This is a genomic window from Pseudocitrobacter corydidari (assembly GCF_021172065.1).
Classification (GTDB): Bacteria; Pseudomonadota; Gammaproteobacteria; order Enterobacterales; family Enterobacteriaceae; genus Pseudocitrobacter; species Pseudocitrobacter corydidari.
On sequence record NZ_CP087880.1, the window covers coordinates 846,685 to 862,037 of the forward strand.

The 15,353-nt window shown below is 55.9% G+C and carries 12 protein-coding genes; all 12 read left to right on the plus strand.

What is annotated here, in order from left to right; translation table 11 throughout:
- The first annotated feature begins 31 nt into the window (after positions 1 to 31).
- The 12 genes from G163CM_RS03915 (at position 32) to G163CM_RS03970 (ending at position 15,348) form a co-directional block, all read left to right on the plus strand.
- Positions 32 to 1,633, plus strand: coding sequence for a methyl-accepting chemotaxis protein (locus G163CM_RS03915; RefSeq protein WP_231826982.1), 1,602 nt, complete (start codon positions 32 to 34; stop codon positions 1,631 to 1,633).
- A 20-nt stretch (positions 1,634 to 1,653) separates the two neighbouring features.
- Positions 1,654 to 2,508 carry a protein-glutamate O-methyltransferase CheR gene (gene cheR, locus G163CM_RS03920; protein ID WP_015963999.1) on the plus strand — a complete coding sequence of 285 codons (855 nt, stop codon included), beginning with the start codon at positions 1,654 to 1,656 and terminating at the stop codon, positions 2,506 to 2,508.
- Positions 2,505 to 3,554: a protein-glutamate methylesterase/protein-glutamine glutaminase gene (locus G163CM_RS03925; RefSeq protein ID WP_231826983.1), complete on the plus strand. Its 1,050-nt coding sequence runs from the start codon at positions 2,505 to 2,507 to the stop codon at positions 3,552 to 3,554. Before cheR ends, G163CM_RS03925 begins: the two co-directional genes overlap by 4 nt.
- A 14-nt stretch (positions 3,555 to 3,568) precedes the next feature.
- Complete coding sequence (cheY, locus tag G163CM_RS03930; RefSeq protein WP_231826984.1) at positions 3,569 to 3,958, plus strand: chemotaxis response regulator CheY; 390 nt, start codon at positions 3,569 to 3,571, stop codon at positions 3,956 to 3,958.
- A gap of 10 nt (positions 3,959 to 3,968) precedes the next feature.
- Positions 3,969 to 4,613, plus strand: a complete 645-nt coding sequence (cheZ, locus tag G163CM_RS03935; protein ID WP_231826985.1) for a protein phosphatase CheZ — start codon at positions 3,969 to 3,971, stop codon at positions 4,611 to 4,613.
- Between the two features lie 267 nt (positions 4,614 to 4,880).
- Entirely contained in the window at positions 4,881 to 5,732 is an 852-nt protein-coding gene (locus tag G163CM_RS03940; protein WP_231826986.1) for a helix-turn-helix domain-containing protein, read from the plus strand.
- A gap of 141 nt (positions 5,733 to 5,873) precedes the next feature.
- The gene (locus tag G163CM_RS03945) at positions 5,874 to 7,118 is read left to right on the plus strand and encodes an MFS transporter (RefSeq protein WP_231826987.1); all 1,245 of its coding nucleotides are present in this window, start codon (positions 5,874 to 5,876) and stop codon (positions 7,116 to 7,118) included.
- Positions 7,119 to 7,135: 17 nt separating this feature from the next.
- The gene (locus tag G163CM_RS03950; protein ID WP_231826988.1) at positions 7,136 to 9,790 is read left to right on the plus strand and encodes a glycoside hydrolase family 78 protein; all 2,655 of its coding nucleotides are present in this window, start codon (positions 7,136 to 7,138) and stop codon (positions 9,788 to 9,790) included.
- A 110-nt stretch (positions 9,791 to 9,900) separates the two neighbouring features.
- Positions 9,901 to 11,049 carry a flagellar biosynthesis protein FlhB gene (flhB, locus tag G163CM_RS03955; RefSeq protein ID WP_015964003.1) on the plus strand — a complete coding sequence of 383 codons (1,149 nt, stop codon included), beginning with the start codon at positions 9,901 to 9,903 and terminating at the stop codon, positions 11,047 to 11,049.
- The gene (gene flhA, locus G163CM_RS03960; protein WP_231826989.1) at positions 11,042 to 13,120 is read left to right on the plus strand and encodes a flagellar biosynthesis protein FlhA; all 2,079 of its coding nucleotides are present in this window, start codon (positions 11,042 to 11,044) and stop codon (positions 13,118 to 13,120) included. The genes flhB and flhA overlap by 8 nt, the downstream gene beginning before the upstream one ends.
- Positions 13,120 to 13,512, plus strand: coding sequence for a flagellar protein FlhE (flhE, locus tag G163CM_RS03965; protein WP_231828328.1), 393 nt, complete (start codon positions 13,120 to 13,122; stop codon positions 13,510 to 13,512). The genes flhA and flhE overlap by 1 nt, the downstream gene beginning before the upstream one ends.
- 252 nt (positions 13,513 to 13,764) lie before the next feature.
- A complete protein-coding gene (locus G163CM_RS03970; RefSeq protein WP_231826990.1) occupies positions 13,765 to 15,348 on the plus strand; it encodes an MFS transporter in 1,584 nt (527 codons plus the stop codon).
- Positions 15,349 to 15,353 lie beyond the last annotated feature (5 nt).

Below are 15,353 nucleotides of genomic sequence, written 5' to 3' on the forward strand. Positions count from 1 at the left end.
AGGCGCGTTTGCCTGCGTAACAGGAGTGGTGATGTTTACTCGTATTCGCATTTCGACCACGTTGTTTTTGATTTTGATTATTTGCGGCCTGTTACAGATTGGCAGCAACGGCCTCTCTTTCTGGGCCTTTCGCGACGGCCAACAAAACCTTGAGCAAATTGAACACAGCGGCCAGCAGCTCAGTTCGTTGATGGCGGCGCGTGCGGCACTATTACAGACCAGCCAGGTGTTGAATCGCACGGGCACGCTGACCGCGCTGGGCTATCCGCTTGATGAAATCAAAGCCGGAATGGTAGACGCGCGACAGGCGCTCAAACTGGCCGACAGCGAATTTGCTGCCTTTAAATCGATTGAGCAGCGATCCACCGAGTCGCGCCAGTTGGGCGAGCGGACGGAAGCCAGCTTCAGCGCCTGGCGTAACGGCCTCGAGCATCAGGCCACCTGGCTTGAAACCAATCAGCTTGCCGATTTTCTTGGCTCGCCGGTACAAAAAATGCAGGCCAGATTTGATGCAGATTACCAGGGCTGGCAGCGCCACATCGACGCCTATATTGATGATGCGCGGGCGGAAAGTCAGCGTGATTATCAGCGTTCACAGCTAATGTTCCTTACCATGGTGGTGCTGGCGGTGCTGATTACGGCAGGCTCTCTGCTGTGGTCGCGGCGAATGATTGTGTCACCTCTGAAGATAGTCAGCGACCATTTTGACAGCATTGCCAAAGGCGACCTTGCACGCCCGATTGCGGTGTACGGTAAAAACGAAATCAGCGCCATTTTCGCCGGGCTGAAGGCGATGCAGGATGCGTTGCGCAACACCGTAAGCCAGGTTCGTCAAAGTAGCTACGCCATGCATACGGGCATTTCCGAAATCGCCGCAGGCAACAACGATCTCTCGTCGCGTACCGAACAGCAGGCGGCATCGCTGGCGGAAACGGCGGCCAGCATGGAACAGCTTACCGCGACAGTCGGGCAGAACGCCGACAACGCGCGTCAGGCGTCCGAACTCGCCAGCAACGCGGCGCACACGGCAAGGCAGGGGGGCGAACAGGCATCAAACGTTGCTCACACCATGCAAAGCATTGCCACCAGTTCGCAGAAAATTGGCGACATTATCAGCGTCATCGACGGCATCGCTTTCCAGACCAACATTCTGGCCCTTAACGCAGCGGTAGAAGCGGCACGCGCGGGTGAACAGGGGCGCGGGTTTGCGGTGGTGGCGGGTGAGGTGCGTAACCTGGCAAGCCGCAGCGCTCAGGCGGCGAAAGAGATCAAAGTATTGATTGAAGAGTCGGTGGCTCGCGTGCAGGAAGGATCGGCACTGGTAGATACCGCTGCGAAAACGATGGGCGAAATTGTCCACTCGGTTACCCAGGTCAACGACATCATGGGCGAGATTGCCTCGGCGTCGGATGAACAGCGTCGCGGCATTGAGCAGGTCGCGCTTGCGGTCAGCCAGATGGATCAGGTGACGCAGCAAAATGCCGCGCTGGTGGAAGAGGGGGCCGCCGCAACGGAGCAGTTGACCGGGCAGGCGGACACGCTCACCACGCTGGTGTCTGTGTTTAAGATTGAAGAACTGAATACCGTTTCTCCTGAGCGAGTTGTGCCGAACGCACAGCCTGCGGTTTCCTGAAAGTAATGAAAGAAGGCGCTATGACATCTATTCCCTCGTCGTTAACTACACCGATGACGCAGCGCCTCGAGCTGTCCGACGCCCAGTTTCGTCGGATAAGCCAATTGATCCACCAGCGCGCAGGTATTGTGCTGGCGGATCACAAGCGCGATATGGTCTACAACCGCCTGGTAAGGCGCTTACGCACGCTCGGGCTTGATGACTTTGGTCACTATTTATCGTTGCTGGAGGGGAATACCGAAAGCACCGAATGGCAGGCATTTATTAATTCGCTCACCACCAACCTCACGGCTTTCTTCCGTGAGGCGCACCATTTCCCAACGCTTGCTGAGCACGCGGCAAAACGGCGTGGCGAATACCGGGTCTGGAGTGCGGCGGCCTCGACGGGCGAGGAACCTTATTCCATTGCGATGACGCTCGCCCAGACGCTTGGCAACGCGCCGGGACGCTGGCGAGTGCACGCCAGCGATATTGATACGGAAGTGCTGAACAAAGCGCAGGCCGGCATCTATCGGCAGGAAGAGTTGAAAACGCTGACACATCAGCAGCTACAAAACTGGTTTATGCGCGGCACCGGCCCGCATGCCGGGCTGGTGAAAGTGCGCCCGGAACTGAGCAATTTTGTAGATTTCTCCAGCGTCAATTTGCTGGAAAGACACTACAACGTACCGGGGCCATTCGATGCGATTTTTTGTCGTAACGTGATGATCTATTTTGATAAGGCGACCCAGCAGGCGATCCTCCGCCGCTTTATTCCGCTGCTTAAACCGGGCGGATTACTGTTTGCCGGGCATTCGGAGAACTTTAGCCACCTCGTGCATGAATTCAGCCTGCGGGGGCAAACGGTTTACGCGCTGGGTAAGGAAAACGCATGAGTAAAATCAGGGTGCTGTCGGTGGATGATTCCGCGCTGATGCGGCAAATCATGACCGAGATTATCAACAGCCACAGCGATATGGAGATGATTGCTACTGCGCCAGATCCGCTGGTGGCGCGCGATCTGATCAAAAAATTTAACCCCGACGTTCTGACGCTCGATGTCGAGATGCCGCGCATGGATGGCCTCGATTTTCTAGAGAAGCTGATGCGCCTGCGTCCGATGCCGGTGGTGATGGTCTCCTCGCTAACCGGCAAAGGTTCGGAAGTGACACTGCGCGCGCTGGAGCTGGGGGCGGTGGATTTTGTCACCAAACCACAGCTGGGTATCCGCGAAGGGATGCTGGCCTACAGCGAAATGATTGCCGACAAAGTGCGCGCGGCGGCGCGGGCGCAAATTTCCGCGCATAAAACGTTAGCCGCACCGACCACCTTAAAAAGCGGGCCATTGCTGAGCTCGGAAAAGCTGATTGCTATTGGTGCATCGACCGGTGGAACAGAGGCGATTCGCCATGTGCTGCAACCACTGCCGGTGACCAGCCCGGCGTTATTGATCACCCAGCATATGCCGCCGGGCTTTACCCGATCTTTTGCCGACCGACTCAATAAGCTGTGCCAGATTGGCGTGAAAGAAGCGGAAGACGGCGAACGCGTCTTGCCAGGACATGCCTATATCGCACCGGGCGATCGTCATCTTGAGCTGGCACGCAGCGGGGCGAACTATCAAATCAAAATTCACGACGGACCGGCGGTGAATCGCCATCGCCCGTCGGTGGATGTGTTGTTTCACTCCGTTGCTCAGCACGCAGGGCGCAATGCCGTTGGCGTGATCCTCACCGGGATGGGTAACGACGGTGCGGCAGGAATGCGGGAGATGCGCCAGGCGGGTGCCTGGACCATTGCCCAGAACGAAGCCAGTTGTGTGGTGTTCGGCATGCCGCGCGAAGCCATCAATATGGGTGGCGTCAGCGAAGTGGTCGATCTCAGTCAGATAAGCCAGCAAATGCTGGCCAAAATCAGTGCCGGACAGGCAATACGTATATAACAGGAGAGAAGTGAATGGCGGATAAAGAGCTTAAGTTTTTGGTTGTGGATGACTTTTCCACCATGCGCCGCATCGTGCGTAACCTGCTTAAAGAACTCGGCTTCAATAATGTCGAAGAAGCGGAAGACGGTGTAGATGCGCTGAATAAATTGCAGACGGGCGGCTTTGGCTTTGTGATTTCTGACTGGAACATGCCGAACATGGACGGGCTGGATCTGCTGAAAACCATTCGCGGTGATGGCGCAATGGCTGCGCTGCCGGTGCTGATGGTGACCGCAGAAGCCAAAAAAGAGAACATTATTGCCGCCGCGCAGGCTGGTGCCAGCGGCTATGTGGTGAAGCCGTTTACCGCTGCGACGCTGGAAGAAAAGCTGAATAAGATTTTCGAGAAGCTGGGCATGTGAGGAGATGACCATGATACACCCCCCCATTAAGCCCGATGATGAACATTCTGCTGCGGATATCATTGCGCGTATCGGCAGCCTGACCCGCATGCTGCGCGACAGCCTGCGCGAACTGGGGCTTGATCAAGCGATTGCTGAAGCGGCGGAAGCGATCCCTGATGCGCGCGATCGTCTGGACTATGTGGTGCAGATGACCGCGCAGGCCGCCGAACGCGCGCTGAACAGCGTCGAGGCATCGCAGCCGCACCAGGACGCGCTTGAGAAAAATGCGAACGCGCTGAGTACGCGCTGGGATGCTTGGTTTGAAAACCCGATCGCGCTAACGGACGCGCGTGAGCTGGTCACCGACACGCGCCAGTATCTGCGCGATGTGCCGGAGCACACCCGTTTTACCAATGCCCAGCTACTGGAAATTATGATGGCGCAGGATTTCCAGGATCTCACCGGACAGGTTATCAAGCGGATGATGGATGTTATCCAGGAGATTGAGCGCCAGTTGTTAATGGTGCTGCTGGAGAATATGCCGGAGCCTGCGTCACGCACAAAACGTGAAAACGAAAGCCTGCTCAACGGCCCACAGGTGGACACCTCGAAAGCGGGTGTGGTCGCAAGCCAGGATCAGGTTGACGATTTGCTGGACAGTTTAGGCTTCTGATGGTTGCCGGGGGCGCTTCGCTTGCCCGGCGTACTTTCAGGTATGTCGGATAACGCGAAGCTGCCATTCATAATTATTAGGTCTCCTCTTTCCCCGAAATGACGCCGAGGTCACAGCGGCTTACGTCTGAGTGTCACTCTTCTATATAGACTTGTCATAATTAATGCGGTTAAATAGTCTCCAGCGCAAGATTAGTTAATATTAATTGTATACAACCTTATTCTTTATTAAGGCGGCGTGCTTGTCTTTAATAAAACAGGAGGGGCTATGCGAATTTTACGGGATAATGAATTCTTTCTCTCTGAAAAACATACTTTTTGCCTTTTTTCAATGAATCATCAATTGATGGAAGGCGTGCACGGTCACGATTTTGACGAAATTGTTATTGTCCGCAACGGGAGTGGTTTTCATATCATCAATGATGAGGTGCGATTTATTTGTGCGGGTGACTTTTTTCTGGTGACGACAAATGACACGCACAGTTATGTCTCAACCAATAATCTTTCCGTGATTAATATTCTGGTGCGCCGTGTCAGAAGTTTTTATTTTTTACAGCAAATGGATCTGCTGTTGGAACGGGTGAAAGAAAACCTGTTACGACAAGACGAAATGACTTTAACCTCGGCGGTGCTGGAAGATATTTCACGCTGGAGCCAGGAGATCATCTCGCGTAATGACAGCGACTATGATGTGCTCTATTTTTCAACCATCGAAGCCGCATTTTTCAATATCATTAATGCGCTATGCCACTGCGGCCAGCAACCGCGCGCGCTAAGCGCCGAGGAGAGAGGGCGGGCAAACCTGATTCGGACCCTCAAAACCAGCAGCCTGCGTCATCTGGACTGGAACGCGGTCAGTGATGAAAACGGTATTGCCAGACGCACACTATTTCGTTTTATCAAGCGAATCACCGGGTATACACCGGTCAGATTTCAGATGTTATATCGATTATTGAAAGCACAGGAGATGCTACGCACCACGGATAAAACCGTGAGTGAAATTGCCGTACGCTGCGGATTTATGAATGGTATTCGGTTAACAGAATCCTACAAACGTTATTTTAATTATTCTCCCAGTCATGAGCGGGAACTGCATTTGCGGATTCTAACGGCAATTTAATTTCAGGCTAATAACAAAATAAAAATATTTCACTCCCCGGTCGAGAGGCGTTGGTGTGTCTCCCGACTCGCTCTGAATTAAGGAATTATTATGTCAAAAAATAAAACACCAAACCCCTGGTATGTAGGGGTGGTGTCAGGAATGGCATCATATATAGACTCTGCGGCAATTGTATCAAACGGAACCGCGCTGGTTATTTATCAAAAAACGATTGGTATTACCGCGCTGGAAATCGGCATTCTGTCGGGGTTATTAACCCTCAGTATTGCTGCCGGGGCATTTTGCGGTGGCCGACTGGGTGACCGTATCGGCCGACGTAATGTTTTTATTATCACGATGGCGATGATTTTGATCGGCACGCTGGCAATGGCCTTTGGCCTGAGCTTCCCATTCCTGGTTATCGGCACGCTGCTCGTCGGGCTGGCAACCGGGGCGGATTTACCGGTTTCCCTGGCGACCATTTCCGAAGCGGCAGATGACAATAATCGCGGCAAAATTATCGGCCTGTCTAACCTGCTGTGGTTAGTGGGGATTGGTGCGACGATGGGGATCTCCGCCATCGTGGGCGACTGGGGCAAAGTCGGCGCGCAGATTATGTATCTGCATGTCGGACTGGTTGCGCTGGTGCTGCTGGTATTGCGCTGGTCAATTCCTGAGTCGCCCTTGTGGCTGGTGGCGCGCGATGAACTGCGTCGCGGCGTGGCAACCGTTCGCGCGCAGAAAAACGGCTGGCGCGATCTGCTGGATAAAAAATACTTCTGGCCGTTCCTCTCCCTGTGCGCGTTCTACACCTTTACCAACCTGGCGGCGAATACCGGCGGGCAGTTTGGGACCTATGTTGCCGTGAACGTGGTGGGTATTTCGGTCAGTACCAACTCGCTGTGGGGGCTGCTGATTCTGCCTGTGAGCGTGGCATCGGGCCTGATGTTTATGCGCATCGTTGATACCACAAAACGTATTCCGTTCTTTATCTTCGGCGCAGCGATGATGTCGGTGGGCTATTTCACGCCGGTACTGCTCAACTTCTCGCCGCTCTCCTGGTTCTGCTGCCTGCTGTTCACCAACATCGGCACCGGTTTTGCCTTTGAAGGGATCATGAAAGTGTGGGCACAGGAGTCGTTTCCTACCATGCTGCGCGCCACCGCGCAGGGCGTCATCGTGGGCGTCGCGCGTCTGACCTGCGGCCTGCTGGCGTTTGTCACGCCGGTACTGCTGACTGCCGGGCCCATCGTTCTCTACTGTCTGTTAACCGCAATCGTGGTGGCCGGGATGGTTATCGGCTGGCTGTGCTTCCACGGCAAGCAGCGTAATGAATTTAATGACGAAGGCGAGATTGTCTCGTCGCAGACGCCGGCGGCGCACGGTGCCGTGAATGTTCACAGTTAATCATTAAGGGAATAATTATGTTAGCGGTAGAAAGAATCACTTTAGATTATGAATCAACCCTGTCAGGCGTCGAGACGCTGCCGGTGCTGGGATGGATTATCGCCAGCGACCAGCGCAACGTTGAGCAAACCGCATGGCAGGTGCAAATCGCGCAGGGCGAAGATTTCACGTCACTATGTTATGACAGCGGCGTAGTGCAGAGCGCGGAATCAGCGAATATTACGCTGCCTGCTTTGACGTTAACGCCATCGGCGCACTACGTCGTGCGGGTAAAAGTTCGCGATAACCAGGGGAATGCAAGTGACTGGAGCTCAGCCGCACGGTTTATCACGGGCTTACCGGCAGCGCAGTGGCAGGCGATATTTATTTCGGCGGAAACGCCCGCTGATAAAGAGAATTCCAAAGGTACGCTGCTGCGCCGGGAATTTACGCTACCGGAAGGCGAGATTGTGTCGGCGGTGGCGCACGCCAGCGCGCTGGGGCTGTATCAGATGTACCTCAACGGGCAGCGTGTCGGCCAGGATGAGCTAACGCCTGGCTGGACCAGCTATCACCATCATCTGCGCTACCAAACCTATGACGTCACTTCGCTGCTGCAACCGGGTGAAAATGCGCTGGGGGCGATGGTAGGCGCAGGCTGGTACAAAGGCGATATGAGCTTTAACCGTTATCGCAACTATTATGGCGAACAAACGGCGTTTATAAGTCAGGTGGTGGTGCGCTATCGTGATGGACGGGAAGTTATTATCGCCACCGATAATCAGTGGCGGGCCTCCGATGCGCCGATTTTATTCTCCGAACTTTATGATGGTGAAATCTACGACGCGCGACTGGAGCAGGCTGGCTGGAGTCAACCGGGATTCAGTTCGCGACTGTGGCGTGAAGTCACCTTTCCCGAGACGGATAAATCGATACTGACGCCGCAAACGTCCTGCGCGGTACAGGCCATTGAATACCTGCGCCCGAAAGAGATAATCACGACGCCGCAGGGCGATACCGTGCTTGATTTCGGCCAGAACCTGAGCGGCTGGGTCAATTTCAGCGTGCGCGGTGAGCGCGGGCAGAAAGTGGTGCTGCGCCATTTTGAGGTGCTGGACGCCGACGGCAATGTCTATCTCGACAACCTGCGCACCGCCAAACAGTGCGTGGAGTACACCCTGCGCGGTGGCGAAGATGAACACTATCATCCGCATTTCACTTTTCAGGGTTTTCGCTACGTTCGTATCGACGCGTGGCCGGGAACGCCGGTATGTGACGACTTCCATGCGGCTGTTCTGCATTCCGCCATGCAGCCTACCGGCTCGCTGGAAACCTCGCGGAATGACCTTAACCAGTTACACCACAACATCGTCTGGGGATTGAAAGGCAATTTTGTTGATGTGCCTACCGACTGCCCGCAGCGCGATGAAAGGCTGGGCTGGACCGGGGACGCGCAAATTTTCTGCCGCACCGCCAGCTACCTGATGCAGACGCGTAATTTCTTCAGCAAGTGGCTGCTCGACCTGAAATATGACCAAACGGAAGAGGGCGGCGTGCCGCACGTGGTACCGGATATTCTGACCGGGAAGTGCGATAACGACCGTTTTCTGTCGCACGGACGGACGCACTCTGCCGCGGCCTGGGCCGATGCGGCGGTGATTAACCCGTGGACGCTGTATCTGATGTATGGCGATAAAGCCATTCTGCGCCAGCAGTACGACAGCATGAAAGCGTGGGTCGATTTTATGCGCGCGCACGCGGTAGATCATTTGTGGAGCTATCGCCTGCAATTTGGCGATTGGGTGGCGCTGGATGCGAAAGAGGGCAGCTATTTTGGCGCAACGCCGAACGAGTTGACCTGCATGGCCTACTATGCGCTATCGACAAAACTGTTTGCCCGCGCGGCGCAGGCATTGGGCAACGAGGCCGATTATGCTGAGTATTCGGCGCTGCATGAGGCGATTGTTGCGCGCTTCCAGCAGGAGTTTTTCACCCCGACCGGGCGTCTGGCAGCACGTACCCAAACGGCGCATATCCTCGCGCTCTATTTTGACCTTGTGCCCGCCGCGTTTCGCGAACGCACGGTACAAACGCTGCTGCAACTGCTGGAAGAGAACGGTGGGCACCTGGTGACCGGCTTTGTCGGCACGCCGTACTTTTGTCACGCGCTGAGCGAAAATGGCCAAACTCAGGCTGCCTGGCAACTGCTGCTGAAAGAGGACTTCCCTTCATGGCTCTACCAGGTACATGCCGGAGCGACGACTATCTGGGAACACTGGGATGGCATTAAACCAGACGGTAGCATGTGGAGCCCGGACATGAACTCCTTCAACCACTACGCCTATGGCGCGATTGGCGAATGGCTGTATCGCGCGGCGGCGGGCATCAACCCGGACGAAAACGAACCCGGCTTTAAGCGTATTCACCTGCGCCCGCTGCCGGGGGGCGACCTTCGCTGGCTGAAGGCAACGTATCGGTCGAACTACGGGGAAATTGGCGTGCACTGGCAGCGCGACGGCGAGAAGATGCTGACGCTCTCGGTGGTCATTCCACCGAACACCCGCGCGGATGTGGTGCTGGATGGCGCGCAGCGTGTGTTGCACGATGACGGCATCACGTTCATGAGCAGCTCCGAGGGTATGCGTACGGCGCTCGGCTCGGGTCGTTATACCTTTACCTATCTGCTGGCGTAACGCCTGCGGCGTAAACGGGGGAGTTCCCTCCGTTTTACGCCGCTTTTCCTCCGATTGTTCTTTTCCCCTCGCGTAATAATGACCGTGGATGAGTCTGTGAGAGCCACCGCGTGTCAGAAGAAAACGACGACAAAACAGAAGACCCCACACCCCAACGGTTAGAGAAAGCCAGGGAAGAGGGGCAAATTCCGCGTTCCCGCGAATTAACCTCGCTGTTGATCCTGCTGGTGGGCGTCTGCGTCATCTGGCTTGGCGGGGAGTCGCTCGCCCGGCGTTTAGCCAGCTTGCTCTCCTCCGGCCTGCGTTTTGATCATTCGATTATCAACGATCCCAACCTCATTCTGGGGCAGATAATCCTGCTGCTGAAAGAGGCGATGCTGGCACTGATGCCGCTGATTGTCGGCGTGGTGGTGGTGGCGCTGGTGGCCCCGGTCATGCTCGGTGGGCTGGTATTCAGCACCAAATCGCTGGCGTTCAAACTTGACAAACTTAACCCGCTGCCGGGGATAAAGCGCATGTTCTCGGCGCAAACGGCAGCGGAACTGATGAAAGCGGTGATGAAATCGCTGCTGATGGGCAGCATGGCCGGGCTGTTCTTGTGGCTGCACTGGCCGGACATGATGCGCCTTATCAGTGAATCCCCGCTGGTGGCGATGGGCAACGCACTGAATATGGTCGGTTTTTGCGCCCTGCTGGTGGTGCTGGCGATTATCCCGATGGTGGGGTTTGACGTCTTCTGGCAGATCTACAGCCACCTGAAAAAGCTGCGCATGTCGCGCCAGGACATTCGCGATGAATTCAAACAGAGCGAAGGTGACCCGCACGTGAAGGGGCGTATTCGCCAGATGCAGCGCGCGGCGGCGCGTCGACGCATGATGGCGGATGTCCCGAAGGCGGATGTCATCGTCAATAACCCGACCCACTATTCGGTGGCGTTGCAGTATGACGAAAACAAAATGAGCGCCCCGCGCGTGGTGGCAAAAGGTGCCGGGCTGGTGGCGCTGCGCATTCGTGAACTGGGCGAAGAAAATCGCGTGCCGATGCTGGAAGCTCCACCGCTGGCGCGCGCGCTGTATCGCCACGCGGAAGTGGGGCAGCAAATTCCCGGCCAACTGTATGCCGCGGTGGCGGAAGTGCTTGCCTGGGTATGGCAGCTAAAACGCTGGCGTCTGGCGGGCGGAACGCCGCCGAAAAAACCTGATAACCTGCCGGTGCCCGAGGCGCTGGATTTTTTGAATGAGAAGGACTCTGATGGCTAATCTGGCTGCAATGCTGCGTCTGCCCGACAATTTTAAATCGACCCAGTGGCAGGTTCTCGCCGGGCCGGTGCTTATTCTGCTGATTTTGTCGATGATGGTGCTGCCGCTGCCCGCATTCGTTCTCGACCTGTTGTTCACCTTCAACATCGCGCTGTCGATTATGGTGCTGCTGGTGGCGATGTTCACCCAGCGGACGCTGGAGTTTGCAGCCTTCCCCACCATTCTGCTGTTCACGACGCTGCTGCGTCTGGCGCTCAACGTGGCATCAACCCGTATCATCCTGATGGAAGGGCATACCGGCGGCGCGGCGGCGGGGAAGGTGGTGGAAGCCTTCGGCCACTTCCTCGTCGGCGGTAACTTTGCTATCGGTATCGTGGTGTTCATCATCCTGGTGATTATCAACTTTATGGTGATCACCAAAGGTGCCGGGCGTATTGCCGAAGTGGGCGCGCGCTTTGTGCTGGACGGCATGCCCGGCAAACAGATGGCGATTGATGCGGATCTCAACGCCGGGATCATCGGCGAAGACGAGGCCAAAAAGCGCCGTACCGAAGTGACGCAGGAGGCCGATTTTTACGGCTCGATGGACGGCGCGAGTAAGTTTGTGCGCGGCGATGCCATCGCCGGGATCCTGATAATGGTGATAAACATCATCGGTGGCCTGCTGGTGGGGGTATTACAGCACGGGCTGCCGATGGGCAAAGCGGCGGAATCCTACACGCTGCTAACTATCGGCGACGGCCTGGTGGCGCAGATCCCGGCGCTGGTTATCTCTACCGCTGCGGGGGTTATTGTCACCCGCGTCAGCACCGAGCAGGATGTGGGTCAGCAGATGGTCGGCCAGCTATTCAGTAACCCGCGCGTGATGATGCTCAGTGCCGCCGTGCTGGGCCTGCTTGGGCTGGTGCCAGGGATGCCAAACTTTGTCTTCCTGCTGTTTACCGCCGCGCTGCTCGGGCTCGCCTGGTGGCTGCGCGGGCGTGAAATGAAAACCCCGGAACCGACACCACAAACCAAACCCGTGGAGAACACGCAGGCGGTCGAGGCTACCTGGAATGACGTACAACTGGAAGATACGCTGGGCATGGAGGTCGGTTATCGCCTGATCCCGATGGTGGATTTCCAGCAGGACGGCGAACTGCTGGGGCGTATTCGCAGCATTCGTAAAAAATTCGCCCAGGAAATGGGCTTCCTGCCGCCGGTGGTGCACATCCGCGACAATATGGATCTGCCGCCTGCGCGCTATCGCATTTTGCTCAAAGGCGTAGAGATTGGCAGCGGTGAAGCCTATCCAGGGCGCTGGCTGGCGATTAACCCCGGTACGGCAGCGGGTACATTGCCCGGCGAAGTGACGGTCGATCCGGCGTTTGGGCTGGCAGCGATTTGGATTGAGAATGCGTTAAAAGAGCAGGCGCAAATTCAGGGCTTTACGGTGGTGGAGGCCAGTACCGTCGTCGCCACACATCTTAACCATTTGATAAGCCAACACTCTGCTGAGCTGTTTGGGCGTCAGGAAGCGCAGCAACTGCTGGATCGCGTCACTCAGGAGATGCCAAAACTGACGGAGGATCTGGTGCCGGGCGTGGTCACGCTCACCACGCTGCATAAAGTGCTGCAAAATCTGCTTGATGAGAAAGTGCCGATTCGCGATATGCGTACCATTCTGGAGACGCTGGCAGAACACGCGCCGGTGCAGCACGATCCGAACGAACTGACGGCGGTGGTGCGCGTGGCGCTGGGCCGGGCCATCACTCAGCGCTGGTTCCCTGGCAGCGATGAAGTGCAGGTGATTGGCCTGGATGCGCCGCTGGAAAGGTTGTTGTTGCAGGCCTTGCAGAGCGGAGGCGGGCTGGAGCCGGGGCTGGCGGACCGATTACTGGCGCAAACCCAGGAGGCGCTGGCGCGTCAGGAGATGCTCGGCGCGCCGCCGGTGCTACTGGTGAATCATGCTCTGCGTCCGCTGTTGTCGCGCTTCTTACGCCGTAGCCTGCCGCAACTGGTGGTGCTCTCCAGCCTGGAACTTTCGGACAACCGTAACATCCGCATGACCGCGACGATTGGCGGTAAATGATGATGAAGTATTTGCTGTTATTGTGTTTTCCCCTCACCGTCCACGCGGCGGGAGAGGGCGCCTGGCAGGCCAGCCGCGCGGGAATGACGCTGAATTATCGCGGTGAGGCGGCATCATCTTTGCCGCTGAGCGCGACTGGGCCGGTGACGGGTAAAATGACGCTGGTGGCGTGGCGCTACGAGCTTATCGGCCCGACGCCCGCCGGGTTACAAACACGTTTATGTTCCTCTGTACGCTGTGTTGAGCTGGACGGACAGAGCGGAACGACGCGCGCGTTCAGTAGCCTATCCGCCGGGGAATCACTGCGTTTTATCTGGCAAGTGCCGGGGGGCGGCAGGCTGGTTCCGGCGTTGAAGATCCGCCGTTATGAGGTGATTACCAATTACCGCTAGTTGTATTTTCTTTCGCCGGATGCCGCGTTAATCTGTAGCGCGCCTCGCATTTCTGGTCCCTTCTTTTGATTGAAAAGAAACGTTGTTTTATAAATCAGTGAAGCACGTGCCACCACTCTTTGCGTTTTTGCCAGTGAATGGATTCCGCTGGCAATAATGAAAAGGTATCAAGCTTTGCATGATTTTACTGTAGCCGTGTCAGTCCTCTCTTGTCTTCTGAGAGGGGCCTTAAAAAACACAGGATCCACGGCGATGAAAACACGAAAAATAGGTTTGGCTAATTACCTTGCTTACGGGTCAGGGGATTTTCTCGGCGCAGGCACTACTGCGTTAACCGCAGCCTGGCTGCTCTACTTCTACACTACCTTCTGCGGCTTAACGCCGATTGAAGCCACGTTTATTTTTGCGACGGCACGCGTACTTGATGCCGTTGTCAGCCCGCTGATGGGCTTCTTAACCGATAATTTTGGTTCGACCTGGCTTGGTAAACGCTTTGGCCGCCGTAAGTTCTTTATTCTGCTCGGCATTCCCTGCGTCTTCAGCTACTCCTTCATGTGGGTCGGAGACATGGGCTTCTGGTATTACCTACTGACGTATCTGATCTTCGATATCGTCTACACCATGATTCTGGTGCCGTATGAAACACTGGTGCCGGAAATGACCGACGACTTCAAACAAAAAACCAAGTTCTCCGGCGCGCGTATTTCTATGGCGCAGATGTCGGCGATTCTGGCCTCTTTCCTGCCAGGTATTCTGTTGACAACCTTCGGTAAAGACAACGCCATCTCCTTCTTCTACGCAAGTCTGGTCTTCTCGGTGCTGTGCGCGATGATGCTGACCTTTGTCTGGTTCTTCACCTGGGAGCGCCCGCGTGAGGAGTGGACGGAAGCGGCCCTGCGTGCGGAAGAAGAGAAAAAGCACCTGACGTTTGCGCAGAGCATGAGCCGTTTGATTACCGAACTGACCTCCACGCTGCGGATTAAAATTTTCCGCCAACACCTTGGGATGTACCTCGGTGGCTATATCGCGCAGGACGTCTTTAACGCGGTGTTTACCTACTACGTGGTCTTCGTGCTAATGCAGGAAGCCTCTATGGCCTCTAATCTGCTGGGCACCATGGCCATCTTCCAGTTTATTGCGGTTATCGCCATGATCCCGCTGTGCATCCGCTTCGGGCCCGCGCCGTCTTACCGCATGGTGGTGGTACTGTTTGGCCTCGGTTCACTCTCCTACGCGATGCTTTATTACGCGGGCATGAGCGATGTCTATTCCCTGTTGCTGCTGATTTCAGCCATCGCCGGTCTGGGGCGCGGCGGTATCAACTATGTACCGTGGAACACTTACACCTACATTTCTGACGTTGATGAAGTGATTACCGGTCAGCGCCGTGAAGGTATCTTTGCGGGCATCATGACCCTGACGCGTAAAGCATCTCAGGCGGGCGCGGTGATGATGGTGGGGATCATCATGCAGATGTCGGGTTTCGTCTCCGGGCAAAAAGTTCAGCCGCCGGAAGTGAGCCACACCATCCTGATGATCCTAAGTTTCGGCACCATTCTGGTACTGGCCTGCGGCTTCCTGGTCTCCCTGCGTTTCAAACTGAATCTGAAAACGCACAGTGTACTGCGTGAAGAGACCGCGAAGATGCGTGAGTCTGGACGCGCGATGCCGGAAAGCATCACTCCGGCTGCCCGTGCCACGGTCGAAATGCTGGCAGGGATGCCGTATGAATCCCTGTGGGGCAACAACAATATTGGTTATCTGAATCGTAACAAACCTGCTGCGCCATCGCTTAAGCAGGGTGTCACATTGAATTCGACTTATCACAGAGGTTAATGGAT